The organism is Gordonia sp. SMJS1 (assembly GCF_029866425.1).
Classification (GTDB): domain Bacteria; phylum Actinomycetota; class Actinomycetes; order Mycobacteriales; family Mycobacteriaceae; genus Gordonia; species Gordonia hongkongensis.
Genome location: NZ_CP123381.1, coordinates 2,141,995 through 2,158,848, shown reverse-complemented (window position 1 = coordinate 2,158,848; position 16,854 = coordinate 2,141,995). Strand labels below are relative to the sequence as shown.

Below are 16,854 nucleotides of genomic sequence, written 5' to 3'. Positions count from 1 at the left end.
CGTCACTATAGATTGAGGGCGTGGACACGCCCCTGCCCGTCCCCCGCGAGCCGGCCGCCGGCACACCCGCCTCCGGGGCACCGATCCCCAACGTGCCCGGCGTCGCCGACCCGCCGCCACCCGCGCCCGCCGACCCCGGTCGACGGTGGCTGCGCCCGGCGCACTACGCCGCGCGGCCGCGGCTGCACCCCTGGGAGATCCCCACCCTCGTGCTGGTGATCCTCGCGACGGTGGTCGGGTACGCGGCGATCATCGTCCTCGTCGCGCTGGGCACCCTCGACCAACTCCTGTTGGGCGCGTTGCTGTTTCCGCTCCTGCTGTTCGTGATCCGCGGCCTGACCTATGCATCACCGCGGGTCAACGGCGTACAGATGACGCCGACCCAGTTCCCCGACGGACACCGGATGGTCGTCGAAGCCGCAGCCCGCTTCGGACTGGAGTACGTGCCGGATGCCTACGTCGTCCTCGGCAACGGCGCGATCAACGCATTCGCCTCCGGGCACGGGTTCCGGCGATTCGTCGTCGTGTACTCCGACCTGTTCGAGGTGGGCGGCGCCGCCCGGGACCCGCAGGCGCTCGAGTTCATCATCGGCCACGAGGTCGGGCACATCGCCGCCGGGCACACCTCGTACTGGCGACAGCTCTCGACGATCGTCGGCATGAACATCCCCGTGCTCGGCGCCGCCCTGTCCCGCGCGCAGGAGTACAGCGCGGACAACTACGGGTACTACGCCAGACCCGGTGGGCGCCCGGGGCGATGGGGGTCCTGGCCGCCGGCAAGTACATGCTCTCGGCGGTGGACTTCGACCAGTTCGCCGACCGGGCGACCCACGAGCGCGGGTTCTTCACCTTCCTGACCAACGCGATGTCGTCGCATCCGGTGCTGACCTGGCGGGCAGCCGCACTTCGCGACCGGACCCGCGCGGGGGCGATGCTGCTGCGTCCCAGCCAGATCGTCCGGGGCGTCGGGAGCGGAAACGTGGTGGCGGTGCCGCCGCCTCCCCATCCGGCGACCCTCGGGCCCGACGGACTGCCCAACGGCATCGAACCGCCACCACGCTTCTGACGTACGGAACCGCAAGCGCGCAACCGAACCCGATCAGTCGAACTGCGGATCCTCGTTGCGGGTGCGCTTGAGCTCGAAGAAGTGGGGGTAGGACGCGAGTGCGCGCGCACCGTCCCACACCGTCCCGGCGTCCTCACCACGCGGGATCCGCGACAACACGGGGCCGAAGAAGGCGACGTCGTTGACGTGGATGGTGGGCGTCCCGACATCGTCGCCCACCTTGTCCATCCCGGCGTGGTGGCTCTCGCGGATGACCTCGTCGAACTCGGTGCCGTCGGCGGCCTCGGCGAGCGAGGCGTCGAGGCCGACCTCCTCGAGCGCGCCCGCGATGACCTCGTCGAGATCCTTGATGCCCTGGTTGTGGATGCGGGTCCCCATCGCCGTGTACAGCGGCGCCAGGATCTCGTCGCCCTTCTGCGCGGCGGCGGCGGCGATGACCCGGACCGGACGCCAGGCGTGCTTGAGGCCCTCGCGGTACTCCTCGGGGATGTCCTTGCCCTCGTTGAGGACGGCGAGGCTCATGATGTGGAAATTGACCTCGATCGGCCGGACCTTCTCGGCCTCGAGGATCCAGCGTGAGGTGATCCAGCACCACGGGCAGAGCGGGTCGAACCAGAAATCGACGCGATCGGTGGGCTGGGCCTGCTCTGACATGGAACATCCTCTCGAGAGTCGACATTGAACACGTGCCGCCGACGATCGGCCGGTGGCGCCGTCGGACGGCTCAACACCCCGGCGGTTCGAACTGTTCCCGATGCGCGGAGCAGTCGCCGGCGCTGTGGATTCGCGGGGCCCGGTCCGGGCACGGTGTGAGATGGTGCAAGAACCGCCGAGGAAGAGGACCCGGGATGCCGTCGTCGCCACCGTCCGATCCGGACGAACCCGCCCGGGTGGTCGCGCGTCTCCGGCCGCTCGAACCCCGATCTCTCGGACAGCGCTCGGCACAGATCGTCCGGGCCGCCACAAGACTGTTCCAGGACGCGGGATTCCGAAACGTCAGCATCGAGCAGATCGGCGCCGCGGTCGGTCTCACCGGGCCGGCGGTGTACCGACATTTCCCCGGCAAACACGACATCCTCTCGCAAGCGCTGACGACGCAGGTGGAGCTCGTCGCGACACTCATGGCCGACGCCGAGGAGCACGGCCGCTCGCCGGTCGAGCAGCTCGCACTTCTGCTCGACGGGCTCGGTGACCTCACCGCCCATCGGGACGTGTCGACGCTGTGGCGTCGCGAGCAACGGCATCTGCAGCCGGCCGAACTCGACGTCATGCGCGGATACTTCGCCCAGTTGAGTGAGCACTTCGCCGCACTGGTCGCAGCGGCGCGTCCCGACGTCGCGCCGTCGGACGCGGCGATGCTGGGTGCCGCTGCACTCAGCGTGTACTCCAACACCTCCGGGATGCGGGGCTCCTTGTCGCCCGCCCGCCTCATGGAGGTCCAGCGCGCCGTGGCGGACTCCATCCTCGCGTGCCGGCTGCCGGGGCCACCGGAGCCGGACCCCGATGCCGAGCGCGCACCCGCGCACCGTCGCCCCGCCTCCCGTCGCGAGCGCATTCTCGACGCCGCCACCCAGTTGTTCTCCGAGCGGGGGTTCCCCGACGTCCGGATCGACGAGATCGCCCGCACGGCCGACGTCTCGATCGCGACGCTTTATCAGGAGGTGTCGGGCAAATCCGATCTCCTGCTGGCCGTTCTGTGGCGCGGCGTGCAGGGAATCCTCTACGTCACCGCCCATGCGTTGAGCCGCGCCGGTTCCGACGACCCCCTCGACGTGCTCATCCGCGTATTCGTCGAGTACGCACTCGACGTCCACGGCCGCATCATGCCCGTCTTCACCAGTGACCTCATGTATCTGCCGGACACCGAGCAGACGCAGCTCCGGAACGCGCAGACGGATTACCGGGCCGAATGGATCGACGCGATCCGGTCCCGTAACCCACTGCTGACCGCGGCCGACGCGAATGCGCTCGCCCAGGCGTTGTTCGGCTACACGTGCGAGATCATCGAGTCGCCGCAGCTGCGGTCCCGGCCCGGGGTCACCGCTGAACTCGAGACGATCGCACGGGCGATCCTGAACCCCGCCGGACTGCGTGGAGCACCGCCGGAGTCCTGACCTGGATAAGCTGGCCTGCGTGACTGCTCCGAACCTCACCAGAGACCAGGCCCGCGACCGCGCAGCGATTCTCGACGTGTCGAACTACCAGATCGACCTCGACCTCACCGACGGTTCCGGGCGCCCGGGACCGAGACCTTCCGCTCGACGACGACGGTGCGGTTCACCGCGACGGAGGGCAGCGAGACGTTCGTCGATCTCGTGGCACCCACGCTGATCTCGGCCACCCTCAACGGAGCCGACCTCGACGTCTCCGGTTTCGACGAATCAGTGGGTATCCCGCTGTCGGGCCTCGCCGCCGAGAACACGCTCACCGTGGTCGCCGACTGCGCGTACTCCAACACCGGCGAAGGATTGCACCGGTTCGTCGACCAGTCCGACGACTCGGTGTACCTGTACTCACAGTTCGAGACGGCCGACGCCAAGCGGATGTTCGCCTGCTTCGATCAGCCCGATCTCAAGGCGACCTACACGGTGACCGTCACCGCTCCCGCGGACTGGAAGGTCATCTCCAACGCCGCGCACGCGGAGGCTCCTGGCGAACCGGACGGCTCCACATCCGCTGTGGTGCACCGATTCCGGGAAACAGTACCGATGAGCACCTACCTCGTCGCACTCATCGCGGGGCCGTATGCGGAGTGGACCGACGTCTACTCCGACGAGCACGGCGACATCCCGCTCGGCATCTACTGCCGCGCATCGCTCGCCGAGCACATGGACGCCGAGCGCCTGTTCACCGAGACCAAACAGGGCTTCGGCTTCTACCACCAGAACTTCGGGATCCCGTACGCCTTCGGCAAATACGACCAGCTGTTCGTCCCCGAGTTCAACGCCGGCGCGATGGAGAACGCCGGCGCCGTGACGTTCCTCGAGGACTACGTCTTCCGGTCCCGCGTGACCAAATACCTCTACGAGCGCCGCGCCGAGACCGTCCTGCACGAGATGGCCCACATGTGGTTCGGCGACCTGGTCACCATGCAGTGGTGGGATGACCTGTGGCTCAACGAGTCGTTCGCTACCTTCGCGTCCGTGCTGTGCCAGGCCGAGGCGACCGAATACGCCAGCGCCTGGACGACTTTCGCCAACGTCGAGAAGTCCTGGGCCTACCGGCAGGACCAGCTGCCCTCGACCCACCCGGTCGCGGCCGACATCCCCGACATCGCGGCCGTCGAGGTCAACTTCGACGGCATCACCTACGCCAAGGGCGCGTCGGTCCTCAAACAGCTGGTCGCCTACGTGGGCCTCGAGGACTTCCTCGCCGGGTTGCGCAGCTACTTCGCCGCGCACCAGTTCGGCAACGCCACCTTCGCCGATCTCCTCGGCGCATTGGAGAAGTCGTCGGGCCGGGACCTGTCGGACTGGGGCGACCAGTGGTTGCGCACCACGGGCATCAACGTCATCCGGCCCGACTTCGAGGTCGACGACTCCGGCGCCTTCACGCGGTTCACCATCGTCCAGGACGGCGCCGCCCCGGGCGCCGGCGAGACCCGGGTACACCGACTGCGCGTCGGTGTCTACGCCGACAACGGATCCGGTGCCATCGAGCAGACGCACAGTGTGGAACTCGACATCGAGGGCGAGCGCACCGACGTCGCCGACCTCGTCGGTGTGCATCGTGGAGATCTGGTGCTGCTCAACGACGGTGACCTCACCTACGCCTCGGTTCGGCTCGATCCGGAGTCGCTGGCGACGGCGACCGCCCGGATCGGCGACATCAGCGATCCGATGCCGCGCACCCTGGTCTGGTCGGCGGCGTGGGAGATGACCCGTCAGGCCGAGATGCGTGCCCGTGACTTCGTCGAACTCGTTCGGCAGGGCATCGCTGGGGAGTCGGAAATCGGTGTGGTGCAACGAGTTCTGCTGCAGGCGACGACCGCCATCGAATCCTATGCCGACCCGGAGTGGGCGGCCACCACGGGCCGTCCCGGATTCAGCTCGCGCATGCTCGAACTCGCCCGCGCGGCCGAGCCGGGTTCCGACCATCAGCTGGCGTTCGTCAACACCTGGCTCGGCGGCCTTATCAACGACGACCACACCGAGGTGGCCCGGGCGCTGCTCGAGGGCGCGGATCCCGCCGACCACGGGCTCGAGGGTCTCGCCGTCGACACGGACCTGCGGTGGAAGCTGGTGACCGCGCTGGCCACCGCCGGGGCGATCGACACCGATCCGGAGTCGACCCCGGTCATCGACGCCGAGGCCGAGCGGGACAACACCGCCACCGGCACGCGTTCGGCGGCGCTGGCGCGGGCGGCGCGTCCGCTGGCAGAGGCCAAGGCGGACACCTGGACTCGCGCCATCGAGGACGACTCGTTGTCGAATGTGTACACCCGCACCATGATCGGCGGATTCGCCCGTCCCGGCCAGGGCGAACTCCTCGAGCCCTACGTGGAGAAGTACTTCGAGGCGGTTCCGAAGGTGTGGGCACGCCGGTCGAGCGAGGTCGCGCAGACCGTCGTCATCGGCCTGTACCCGAGTTGGGCGATGTCGCAGCATGCCCTCGACCTCGCCGAGGACTTCCTGTCCGGGGACCACCCGTCTGCGCTGAAGCGGCTGATCTCCGAGGGCCGCGACGGCGTCGCCCGCTCGCTGCGGGCGCGCGCCTACGACGCGCAGGAGAGCTGAACCCCGCGGACGCCGGGTTCAGCGCCGTCGCCACCGGTAGCGCACCTGCGGGCGGCCCGCCGAGCCGTACTCGGTATCGCGTTCGAGTACATGGTCGTCGGCGAGCCGCTCGAGGTAGCGCCAGGCGGTGACCCGCGACGATCCGAGGGCGCGCGCCACTTCCGAGGCGGTCAGCCCGTCGGGGCTGTCACGGACCGCCCGGCTGACCGCGTCCTCGGTCTGCGGCGCCGCGCCCTTCTTCGCCGATCGACGGGTGTCGCTCGTGCGCAGCTCGGCGAGCGCCCGGTCGACGTCGCGCTGACTGACCGCGTCGGCGTCGCCGGTGAGGGCTTCGCGGTAGCGCAGGTACTGCTCGATCTTCTCCCGGAACGCGGCGAAGGTGAAGGGTTTCAGCAGGTAGAGCAGCACCCCGCGCGACATCGCGCTCCGGACGGTGGCGAGGTCGCGCTGGGCGGTGATCGCGATGACGTCGGGCGCCGGGCGGACACCCGACAGCGCCGAGGCGAGGTCCACGCCACGTGCGTCGGGCAGACCCAGATCGAGCAGCACCAGATCCACCGGTCCGGCGGTGGCCATCCGCAGCGCCTCTTGCGCGGTGGACACGGCACCGACGACCTCGAATCCGCCCAGCCGGACGAGATAATCGCGGTGCGCCTCGGCGATCACGGGTTCGTCCTCGACGATCAGGACGCGGATCATCGTCCGCGCTCCCCCGCGTCGGCGCGCACGCGTACCGAGATGACCGAGCCGTAGGTGTTCTCGGCGCTCATCGTCCCGTGCCGACGCGCGACGACCTGGGCGACGAGGGCGAGACCGAGGCCGCGCCCGGCGGCGTCACCTCCGGGCTTCGTCGAGTAACCCCGAGTGGTCGCCAGTGCGAGCAGGTCGGCATCCATGCCGCTGCCGCTGTCGGCGACGACGATGTCGAGCACGCGGTCGTCCCCGACGACCGTCACCTCCACCCACGGGTCCGCGGGGTCGCAGGCGTCCAGGGCGTTGTCGATCAGGTTGCCCACGACCGTGATCATCTCACCGGGCGTGAGGAGCCCGGTGGCGGCGTCACTCACCTGCGATTCCTCGGTCAGGGACAGCGCAATCCCGCGTTCGGCCGCCTGCGCCGTCTTCCCCAGCAGGAGGGCGACCAGCGCGGGCTCGGCCACCGCCTGGGTCATCCGGTCGATGAGGTGCTGGGAGAGCTCGAACTCGGTCGTCGCCAGCCGGATCGCCTCGTCGGGCCGGCCCATCTCCACGAGGGCGACGATCGTGTGCAACCGGTTGGCCGCCTCGTGCGCCTGCGATCGGAGGGCCTCGGCGAACCGCGTCATCGAGTCGAGTTCGCCCATCGCCTCCGAGAGCTCGGTGCGGTCACGGATGGTGACCACCGACGACGCGCGTCGGCCGGCCACCGGGGAACGACTCACCAGCAGCACCCGGCCGCGGTCGGCGTAGGTCACGTCCGTCTCCTCGTCGCCGTCGGTGAGGAAGGCGGGCAGGTCCGCGGGGGCCGTGTCGGGTCCGATCTCGAGCAGGCGGTGCGCCTCGGAGTTGACGAGTGCCGGTCGCCCGTCCTCCACGACGACCAATCCCTCGCGCACGGAACGCAACACGGCGTCGTGGTGGTCGTACATCAGCCGTAACTCGTCGGGCGCGAGTCCACCGGTCTGCCGCAGCAGTCGTCGCCGGATCCACCACACGCCGCCGACGGCGGTGAGCAGTGCCGCGAACGCGGCGAGGGCGATCAGCGGCAGCTGGCCACGCCACGCCGACGTCAGCGAGCGCTGGGTGATCCCGGCAGCGACCATCCCCACCACCCGGCCGTCGGCATCACGGACGGGAACGATCGTCCGGATCGACGGGCCCAGCGTGCCGGTGTAGTTCTCGGTCACGGTCTGCCCGCGCAGTGCCGCGTCGATGCTCCCCAGATACGGTTCGCCGATTCGCGCCGGGTCGGTGTGGGTGTAGCGGGTCCGGTCGGGCGCCAGCACGGTGATGAACGCGATCCCGGTTGCCGCGCGCACCCGCTCGGTGACCGGCTGCAGCACCGCGCTGGGATCCGGAGACGTGAGGGCCGCGACGGTCGACGGCGACTCCGCCAGGCTGACGGCCACCGCTGTCACCTCGGCCCTCGCCGCGCGGTCCGCGTCGATGCGGGCGTCGACGGCCGCCAGAACGCTCTCGGCGACGACGACCACCGCGAAGACCGCCAATGCGAGCGCGGCGACCTGTCCGGCGAGCGTGCGCGGGTACCACCGCATCCCTGCCGACCTCGTTCCTGTCCGCAGTGATGACTCCGGACGTGCTGGGTATGAACGTAATGAACACAATCGTGACCCGCGTCACCACATCGGGCCACAATCCTCATCACTGTTGTCCGAGGTGTACGAGGAGAGAATCACCGATGAACATTCGAGGCAGGTCCGGCGACTCACCGGCCGGGGACGGCTCCGATCCCATCGTGACCACGCCCGACGATACGGCCGACACGCCATCCAAGACCAAGCGCGACCGCACCCACTGGCTGTACATCGGTGTCATCATCGCGGTGATCGCGGGCGTCGTGGTCGGGCTCGTCGCGCCGGGCGTCGGCAAGGACCTCGGAGTGCTGGGGACCATGTTCGTCAGCCTCATCAAGATGATGATCGCCCCGGTCATCTTCTGCACGATCGTGTTGGGCATCGGCTCGGTTCGCAAGGCCGCGACGGTCGGCAAGGTCGGCGGACTCGCGTTCGTCTACTTCCTGGCGATGTCGACGGTTGCGCTGGCCATCGGCCTGGTCGTCGGCAACATCATCCAGCCGGGCGACGGCCTGAACATCGACTCGGTGTCGGGCAAGGGCCAGGAACTCGCCGAGGACGCACACGAGTCCGGCGGAACCCTCGACTTCATCCAGGGCATCATTCCGGAATCGATGCTGTCCGCGCTGACCGAGGGCAGCGTCCTGCAGGCGCTGTTCGTCGCGCTGCTCGTGGGCTTCGCGATCCAGGCGATGGGCCGCACCGGCGAACCGATCCTCACCGCGGTCTCCTACTTCCAGAAGCTCGTCTTCAAGGTGCTCACCATGGTGCTCTGGGTGGCCCCCATCGGCGCGTTCGGCGCCATCGCCAGCGTCGTGGGACAGACCGGCTGGGCTGCGGTCCAGCAGCTGCTGACGCTGATGCTCGCGTTCTATCTGACCTGCCTGGTGTTCGTGTTCGGCGTGCTCGGGGTGCTGCTGCGCACCGTGTCGGGCGTCTCGATCTTCAAACTCGTCAAGTACCTCACCCGCGAGTACATCCTGATCTTCGCGACGTCGTCCTCGGAGTCCGCGCTGCCTCGCCTGATCGCGAAGATGGAGCACCTCGGCGTGGAGAAGACCACAGTCGGCGTCGTGGTGCCGACCGGGTACTCGTTCAACCTCGACGGCACCGCCATCTACCTCACGATGGCGTCGATCTTCATCGCCGACGCGATGGGCGACCCGCTGTCGGTCGGTGAGCAGATCGGCCTGCTCGCGTTCATGATCATCGCGTCCAAGGGCGCCGCCGGCGTCAGCGGTGCGGGACTGGCCACCCTCGCCGGCGGACTCCAGGCCCATCGCCCCGACATGCTCGACGGCGTCGGCCTCATCGTCGGCATCGACCGGTTCATGTCGGAGGCCCGCGCGGTCACCAACTTCTCCGGCAACGCGGTCGCGACGCTGCTCGTCGGCTCGTGGACCAGCACCATCGACAAGCAGCGCATCGACGACGTGCTGTCCGGCCGGGATCCGTTCGACGAGAGCAACATGGTCGACGACGAACTCGACGACGACCCCACCGGTCGCGGAGCCCACGAGAAGGTCCTCACCCACTGACGACCCGCGACGACGAAGGCCGCCCCACCGGAATGGTGGGGCGGCCTTCGTGTATCCGGGTGTGCGAGCGATCAGCCGCCGGCGGCGGCGGTGGCCATCACGCGCAGCGAGGCGATCAGCCCGTCGATCAGGTTGCCCTGACGGAAGCCGGTGACCGCGGCGGTGACACCGAGAGCCGCGACGCGATCGTTCACGCGGGTGGACACCTTGTTGCCGGAGACGATCACCACGTCACGCGAGTTCGGCGAGACGGCGATGAGGGTGCCGTACGCGGGCTCGGGCGATCTCGCGAGGATCGCGCGGGCGCTGGTCTCCAGCTCACCGTCGAGGTCGCCGATGTAGACCGAGAAGCGCACGAGGGCCTTCTCGCTGGCGGCCTTCAGCGTCTCGTCGAGCGCGATCAGATCCTTCTTGCTGAACGGCGGCGTCGTCGGAGCGTCGGCCGGGTAGCGTGCCGCGGAAATGCGACCGCTGTTGGTGAAGACGGCGCCCAGCGGCAGTTCGGCGGCCGACCGGGCCGCGACCTCGGCGCTCACATTTGCGTGCGTAACCTCACCATTTGCCACTGGCCGAGCTCCCATCGACGTCGCCGGGTTCCGCATGCCGCGGAAGTGCCATCGGTTCGATGTCGGTGGCACTGAAGAGAAGCGGTGCGTGTTCCCACTGCTGGTCGAGGGTGTATTCCTCGACCTTCGGGTACTTGACCCCGGAGGAGAACACCATCGCGACAACACAGAGCAGAACAGCAAGCACCGTGAGAATCGTGACTGGCACTCCGATGGGGACGATCAGGCTGTCGACGTCCATGTCACCCTTTCGATGGTCGCGCCGGACCCGCCCGGTTGTCGGCGCAGGTCATCGTTGATCAATCTAACCCACTGGCCGCCGCCCGGCCCACGGGGGCCTACAGCGCGTCGTAGACGTGTGAGGCGACCCCGTGCGACCGGATCATGCCCCTCACGCGGCGCCGGCATCGAGGTACTGCAGCCACGCCGGATCGATGTCCTTGATGGTGGCCAGCACACGCCAGTGCCTGCCCTTCGGCACGGTCGGAACCGTCCGCAGCGTCCACCCCAGCTCCCCGAGCAGACGATCCGCCTTCCGGTGATTGCACGAGGCACAGCACGCCACGCAGTTCTCCCAGGTGTGCGTCCCGCCCCGACTCCGCGGGACCACGTGGTCGATCGTCGTCGCCCGTGCACCGCAGTAGCCGCACCCGTTCAGGTCACGACGCATCAGAGCGGCCCGAGTCATCGGCACGGTCGCCCGGTACGGCACGTGGACGTATCTGCGGAGGCGGATCACGGTCGGAACCGGGACCGCACCACCCACGGAGTGCACCGCCTCGCCCTGTTCGTCGGCGTGCACCAGATCGGCGCGATCACGGAGGATGAGGACGACCGCACGCCGGACCGTCACGGCCGTCAGCGGCTCGTACGTGGCGTTGAGGAGCAGCACCCGGCGGCGTGTCCAGGCCCCGGCGCCGGGAGCGGGACGGATCTGCCCGCGTCCCGTCTTCGCGTGTGATCTGTGCGTCATCTCGCCTCCCGCCACCCCGCCGAGCACAAGTCCACCACGGTGGCGGTCCCCGTGACAGCTGTTTCACGGTGTCCGGCCAGCTCACGGGGCCGACCCGGCGTCGACGTTGAGACACCGCGCCCGGGTGAGGACAATGGCGAGGGTGACTGGCGAACCCAACACATCCCCTCCGACCGCACCGGCGCCGGCAACCCCCGCGCGGACCTTCTACGACGAGGTCGGCGGTGCCGAGACGTTCCGGCGACTCACGGCTGTGTTCTATCGCGAGGTGGCGCGCGACGAGGTGCTGCGCCCGCTGTATCCCGAGGAGGACCTGGGTCCGGCCGAGCGTCGGATGCGGATGTTCCTCGAACAGTACTGGGGCGGCCCGCGAACCTACTCCGATGAGCGCGGCCACCCCCGACTCCGCATGCGTCACAACCCCTTCCGCGTCGGTCCCATCGAGCGGGACGCGTGGCTGCGCTGTATGCACACCGCAATCGCCTCCATCGACGACGACACGCTCGACGCACCCCACCGCCAGGCGCTGATCGACTACATGGAGATGGCTGCGCAATCGATGATGAATTCACCCATCTGAGAGCGTTTTCTGTCCCGACACGCCGCCCGACTCGCCGACTGACCTGGATTTCTCCGAGAAAACTCAGGTAGGGCACAATGACCACGGTGAGCGATGAGACACCAGAGGTCGTCCCCGCCGAGCCATCCGACGGGGGTCAGCCCGACGACGTCGCGTTCGACGACGGCGCGATCGAGTCCGACGTCGCGTTCGACGACGGCGCGATCGAGTCCGACGACGGCGCGATCGAGTCCGACGTCGATGCGCTCGAGGAGCCGGCTGCCGGCGAGGCCGTCGTCGCCGCCGACGCACCGGTCGCACCACCCGTTGTGTCGCAGCTGGATCCGGCTGACACCACGTGGTGGAAGTCCGCGGTGTTCTATCAGATCTATCCGCGCTCGTTCTCCGATGTCAGCGGTGACGGCGTCGGCGATCTCGCCGGTGTCATCGACAAACTCGGCTATCTCGAACTCCTCGGGATCGATGCGATCTGGCTCAGTCCGATCATGGCCTCTCCCATGGCAGATCACGGTTACGACGTCTCCGATCCCCGGGACGTCGATCCCCTCTTCGGCGACCTCGACGTCTTCGACGAGCTCATCGCCGAGGCCCACGAACGCGACATCCGGGTGACGATGGACCTCGTCCCCAACCACACGAGTGACCAGCACGAGTGGTTCCAGGCCGCGCTGGCCGCGGCCCCCGGCAGTCCCGAACGCGAGCGGTACATCTTCCGGGACGGCCTCGGTGACGACGGCGACGAGCCGCCGAACAACTGGCACAGCATCTTCGGCGGACCTGCCTGGACCCGGGTCACCGAGGCCGACGGCTCGCCGGGACAGTGGTACCTGCACATCTTCGCCAAGGAGCAGCCGGACCTGAACTGGGAGAACCCGGACGTCTTCGCCGATCTCGAGAAGACGCTGCGCTTCTGGCTGGATCGGGGTGTCGACGGCTTCCGCATCGACGTCGCGCACGGCATGGCCAAACCCGCGGACCTGCCCGACATGGATCTGTCGGCGACCAAATTGCTGCAGAACTCCGACGACGACCCTCGTTTCAACAACTATGCGGTGCACGAGATCCACCGCAAGATCCGCAAGGTCCTCGACGAGTATCCCGGGGCAGCCAACGTCGGTGAGATCTGGGTCAGCGACAACGAGCGATTCGCCGAGTACCTGCGTCCCGACGAACTGCACCTCGGGTTCAACTTCCGGCTCGCCAAGGCGCCGTTCGAATCCGGTGCGATCAGGGAGGCCATCGAGAACTCACTCGACGCGGTGTTGTCGGTGTCCGGTACTCCGACGTGGACGCTGTCCAATCACGATGTCGCCCGCGAGGTCACGCGATACGCCGTCGCCGACCCGGAGACCGGGGCACTCGACCTCGAGCGCGGCACGAGGCGCGCAAGAGCGATGCTCGTCGTCGAAATGGCGCTGCCCGGAACGGTTTTCCTCTACAACGGCAGCGAACTGGGACTGCCGAACGTCGACGACCTGCCCGACGACGCACTCCAGGACCCGGTGTGGGAACGGTCCGGACGCACCGAACGCGGGCGGGACGGCTGCCGCGTCCCGATCCCCTGGGAGGGGACCGAGCCGCCCTTCGGATTCAGTGCGACGTCCGAGACCTGGCTGCCGATCCCGGATTCGTGGCGCGCGCTCACTGTCGAAGCCCAGCTCGAGGACGTGGGGTCGATGCTGTCGCTGTACCGCGCAGCCATCGACCTGAGGGTGACCCGTCCGGAGTTCACCGGTGAGCACCTCGAGTGGTACGGCGCGCCGGAGGGATGCCTGGCGTTCCGTCGTTCCGAGGGTCAGCTGGTCTGTGCGCTGAACGCCGGCGATGAGCCGGTGCCCCTTCCGCCCGGCGAATTGCTGCTCGTCAGTTCACCTCTCGTCGACGGGATGCTGGCGCCGGACGCAGCGGCCTGGCTGGTGTGACTGAACTCGGGCAGCCGGCCGCGGACCACGTGAGGGGCACGCAGGCACCTCACCGCCGTCGATAGCAAGCAAGACAATCGTGAAACGCTGCTAGAAGGGCGGCGGGTTGGCGTCGTTCCAGCGCTTCTCGGCGCGTTGGTGGCGTCGGAAGTCGTTGTCGCGCTGCTTGGTGAGTCGGTCGCGGGCGGGGTGATCGGGTGATCGTCTGGGGAAGAGCTTGTTGAACAGGTCGCGTCCGCTGAAGGCGTTGCCGACGAACATGTGACCGGTGGGTGTGGTGAACCAGGCGGTGCGGGACTCGTCTTGGTGGTCCTGCCAGCTGGTGAAGGTCTTGATGCGGTGATGGAAGCGGCACAGCGGTTTGAGGTTGCGCGCATCGGTCGGGCCACCGCGCCGCGGGTCGGTGTGATCGAAGGGTTCGGTGTGGTCGAGGTCGATCTGCCAGACCGGGGCGTTGCAGCCGGGGAAGGTGCAGCACAGTTCGCCGGCACGCACCAGCGCCTGCAGCTTCTTCGACGGGGTGTACCGCGTTGTCGAACTGTCTGCCTCGGGAGCCGATGCCAGTGGCGCGGCGGGGGTCGGTGCGGGATGGATGTAGGTGCGTCGCGCTTCGGCGAGGAGTTCTCGCGCGGTGTCGGCGTCGATGATGCCATGGCGGTCGAGGAACGCGGGATCGTCGTCGAGACCGATCAGGGTCGACAGGTTCACCACGATGTGAAAGGTCGCGCGCGGCGCCAGCGAGTCCGACGCCGAGTCGGTCGGCGCGGCCGGGTCATCGGCAGCGGTGTCGGGGGCTGACGGGTCGACGAAGGTGTCCGCATCCACCATCTCAGCAGCTGGTGCAGGCGGCTCGGCGGTATCCACTGTCGCTGGGTCGAAATCTGGTGCTGTGTCGGGTTCGGTTGCGGCAGGTCGACAGTCGTCGCATAGGCAGGTGATGGCGGCTTCGCCGCGCGAAAGTGCTTTGAGGGCATCGACCCGGCGATTGGCCAACTTTCGAGGGTCACCGGCGTGGACCGCGGTGGCCATCGCCGTCAGGCGGGCGTCGAACTCGGCGGCATCAGCATCGGGCAGCGTCCCGGAGATCCGGGACTGCCCCGGCGTGAACCGATCGGGGGTGACCGTCACCTTGCGGTCGGACTTCACTCGCTCCTTGCGTCGGCGGATCGCGTCGGGTGCCCACTTGGCGACGATCGAATCGACCATGGCGGTGAACCGGGCCGTCGACATCGGTGGGCGGGCGAAGATCGCTTCGGCGAGATGGGCGTCGACGGTCTGCATCTCTTCGTCGTCGGTGATGAGATCGGTGCGCTTGAGAGCGATGAGGAAGCGGCGCTTGTCGATTCGACCGCACGCCAGTGCGTGCCCGGTGAAGGAGAGTCGGTAGCGCAGTGCGTCGCCGGCCTCGATGAGGTCTTTCGCCTCGGCCGGTGTCACGGTGAGGGTGGCGCCGACTTCGGCGATGGCTTGTTCGAGACCGTTGGGCCCGAACTGCTCGTAGGGGTTCTCGCCGGCGGCCACTCGCGCTGATAGGTGCTCGAAGGCTTCGATGGAGTCGAGTTCGCCGCTGTGCGTCTCGGCGCGGCGCTGCGCGTAATCCATCTCGCGTTCATCGTGAATGAGGCTGGCAACGACCATCATTCGATGCGCGGACGCTGCCGCCAAGCCCGCGCAGTGGTTGAGGACCTCGACGAGTTCGGATGCGGAGAGTTCATGGTCGGGACGAAAGCGCGGTTCGACGGACTCCTGTGATGGGTCCACCGCCGTGGATCCGGCCCCCGCCCCCGATGACATGACACCATCGTACTCGAAAATATGTTCGAGTCAAGGCTTGATTTTTCCAAGTCCCGGACGTCCTACAAATCGAACCACGACGTACTGACAGGCCTCCGACTTCGAGATAATCGTGTCTGCGTGGCGGCCAGTGCGAATCACCATGGCTGGAGCTCAGGCGACAAGAGAGATCATCGTGAGACACACCGTTTAGTTCAGGACGGTGACCGCGAGATCGCGGTGCCGGCGCTGATACACCGAGCCGAAGCGTGCATCGATCCGAATCCACGCCGCCGACATCCGGATTCGTACCGGTTCGTCGGCTGCGATCGCCCCGGTGTCGGAGGTCTCGGTGACCGCTCGTCCGTCCGCGTCGCGGATGAATCCCATGCCGGTCAGGGCGAAGACCGATCGCATGCTCACCGCGGCCCGCAGCGCACCCTCCTCCGACGTGACCTCGAGGACATCCTGATCGAGCAGACCCGTTGCGGGACCGTGCCCGCTCCCCTCCTCGCGCGCCACCCGGGCGCCTTCCCGGGACAGTTCGACCACGCTGCGGGCGGGTACGTCGTCGATGTGCCGGAACCCGACCGCAGCGGGAAGCGCTCCGCGCCAGGCACTGTCGAGTGAGAAGCCGGGATCGACCGCGGTGCCCGGGCCGGCCGATTCGACGGTCGCACGCAGTGTCGAAGCGTCGCACACGATGTCGGTCGGCGCGATTCGTCCGGTCACCGACCGGGTGGCGAGGACGTCGAACCCGGTATGTGCCCACAAGGCCACCAGACCGTCCGAACGCGCGACCACCCGGACGACGGCGGCATCGTCGAGACGTACTGCGTGCGAGAGGAACGCGAGGGCGTTCGATCGGTCCGAGGACGCGAACTCGATGAACCGCTCCATCAACTCGGCCCGCCGCGTGTGGCCGATTCCCCGGCAGGGCGGCGGAATCCGGCGAGGTAGACCTTCTGTTCCGGGGTGAGCCGGGCGATGCGCTGGGCCGCCACGTCGAAGGCGACGAGCTGTGTGCTGGCGACCACGGCGGGGCGAGAGGCGGGGTCGGCACCCGCCGCGCGCACTTCGTAGCCGACGGTGAAGTCGACGGCCCGCAGGCGTTCGACGAACATGGTGACCTCGATCGGCCCCTCGGAATGACGCAGCTGCGCTTGATATCTCACGTGTAGGTCGGCGACGAGGCAGCCGTCGCGCAGGGGCGCGGTCGGTCGGCCGTCGTAGAAGAGCCAGGGAATGCGCGCCTCTTCGAGCAACGTCACCATCCGGGCGTGGTTGATGTGCGCGTAGACATCCATGTCCGACCAGCGCACCGGCACCTTGACCAGGTATCCGTCAGCGGTCGTGGTCCCGGCGTCCTCGTTGAGCACGTGCGTCATCCCCTGTGAGATCGGTGT

Annotated in this window: 13 protein-coding genes and 2 pseudogenes; 6 read left to right on the top strand and 9 right to left on the bottom strand. The window is 68.2% G+C overall.

Annotated elements, in window-relative coordinates; translation table 11 throughout:
• Positions 1–20: 20 nt before the first annotated feature.
• Positions 21–1,066 (top strand): annotated as a pseudogene (locus tag QAD21_RS09810) (M48 family metallopeptidase).
• Positions 1,067–1,099: 33 nt separating this feature from the next.
• Here the strand turns inward: QAD21_RS09810 and QAD21_RS09805 are convergent.
• Positions 1,100–1,720, bottom strand: coding sequence for a DsbA family protein (locus QAD21_RS09805; RefSeq protein ID WP_058250042.1), 621 nt, complete (start codon positions 1,718–1,720; stop codon positions 1,100–1,102).
• A 194-nt stretch (positions 1,721–1,914) separates the two neighbouring features.
• Between QAD21_RS09805 and QAD21_RS09800 the strand changes: the two genes are divergently transcribed.
• Both QAD21_RS09800 and pepN read left to right on the top strand, forming a co-directional pair.
• Positions 1,915–3,180 (top strand): TetR/AcrR family transcriptional regulator, encoded by a 1,266-nt coding sequence (locus QAD21_RS09800; RefSeq protein WP_083229513.1) that lies wholly within the window; start codon positions 1,915–1,917, stop codon positions 3,178–3,180.
• Positions 3,181–3,199: 19 nt separating this feature from the next.
• Positions 3,200–5,802, top strand: a pseudogene (pepN, locus tag QAD21_RS09795) (aminopeptidase N).
• 18 nt (positions 5,803–5,820) lie between these two features.
• Here the strand turns inward: pepN and QAD21_RS09790 are convergent.
• Complete coding sequence (locus QAD21_RS09790; protein ID WP_058250040.1) at positions 5,821–6,501, bottom strand: response regulator; 681 nt, start codon at positions 6,499–6,501, stop codon at positions 5,821–5,823.
• Positions 6,498–8,057, bottom strand: coding sequence for an ATP-binding protein (locus QAD21_RS09785; protein WP_205333127.1), 1,560 nt, complete (start codon positions 8,055–8,057; stop codon positions 6,498–6,500). Before QAD21_RS09785 ends, QAD21_RS09790 begins: the two co-directional genes overlap by 4 nt.
• Positions 8,058–8,200: 143 nt before the next feature.
• Between QAD21_RS09785 and QAD21_RS09780 the strand changes: the two genes are divergently transcribed.
• A complete protein-coding gene (locus QAD21_RS09780; protein ID WP_068972585.1) occupies positions 8,201–9,634 on the top strand; it encodes a cation:dicarboxylase symporter family transporter in 1,434 nt (477 codons plus the stop codon).
• Positions 9,635–9,705: 71 nt separating this feature from the next.
• Here QAD21_RS09780 and QAD21_RS09775 read toward each other — a convergent pair whose 3' ends face one another.
• The 3 genes from QAD21_RS09775 to QAD21_RS09765 all read right to left on the bottom strand — a co-directional run bounded on the left by QAD21_RS09775 (position 9,706) and on the right by QAD21_RS09765 (position 11,173).
• Complete coding sequence (locus tag QAD21_RS09775; protein WP_189340153.1) at positions 9,706–10,200, bottom strand: DUF5130 family protein; 495 nt, start codon at positions 10,198–10,200, stop codon at positions 9,706–9,708.
• The gene (locus QAD21_RS09770) at positions 10,187–10,441 is read right to left on the bottom strand and encodes a hypothetical protein (protein WP_058250036.1); all 255 of its coding nucleotides are present in this window, start codon (positions 10,439–10,441) and stop codon (positions 10,187–10,189) included. The genes QAD21_RS09775 and QAD21_RS09770 overlap by 14 nt, the downstream gene beginning before the upstream one ends.
• Before the next feature lie 150 nt (positions 10,442–10,591).
• Positions 10,592–11,173 (bottom strand): HNH endonuclease, encoded by a 582-nt coding sequence (locus QAD21_RS09765; RefSeq protein WP_058250289.1) that lies wholly within the window; start codon positions 11,171–11,173, stop codon positions 10,592–10,594.
• A 133-nt stretch (positions 11,174–11,306) separates the two neighbouring features.
• Here QAD21_RS09765 and QAD21_RS09760 point away from each other — a divergent pair, with 133 nt between their 5' ends.
• Together QAD21_RS09760 and QAD21_RS09755 are read left to right on the top strand one after the other, a co-directional pair.
• On the top strand, positions 11,307–11,753 hold the full coding sequence (locus QAD21_RS09760) for a globin (RefSeq protein WP_223259061.1): 447 nt from the start codon (positions 11,307–11,309) through the stop codon (positions 11,751–11,753).
• Between the two features lie 77 nt (positions 11,754–11,830).
• Positions 11,831–13,675, top strand: a complete 1,845-nt coding sequence (locus tag QAD21_RS09755; RefSeq protein ID WP_083229507.1) for a glycoside hydrolase family 13 protein — start codon at positions 11,831–11,833, stop codon at positions 13,673–13,675.
• A 90-nt stretch (positions 13,676–13,765) separates the two neighbouring features.
• Here the strand turns inward: QAD21_RS09755 and QAD21_RS09750 are convergent, their stop codons facing one another.
• The 3 genes from QAD21_RS09750 to QAD21_RS09740 form a co-directional block, all read right to left on the bottom strand.
• Positions 13,766–15,469, bottom strand: a complete 1,704-nt coding sequence (locus QAD21_RS09750) for an HNH endonuclease signature motif containing protein (RefSeq protein WP_068972481.1) — start codon at positions 15,467–15,469, stop codon at positions 13,766–13,768.
• A gap of 189 nt (positions 15,470–15,658) precedes the next feature.
• Positions 15,659–16,348 (bottom strand): hypothetical protein, encoded by a 690-nt coding sequence (locus tag QAD21_RS09745; RefSeq protein WP_058250035.1) that lies wholly within the window; start codon positions 16,346–16,348, stop codon positions 15,659–15,661.
• A complete protein-coding gene (locus QAD21_RS09740) occupies positions 16,348–16,836 on the bottom strand; it encodes a thioesterase family protein (RefSeq protein WP_065629020.1) in 489 nt (162 codons plus the stop codon). Before QAD21_RS09740 ends, QAD21_RS09745 begins: the two co-directional genes overlap by 1 nt.
• Positions 16,837–16,854: the final 18 nt, after the last annotated feature.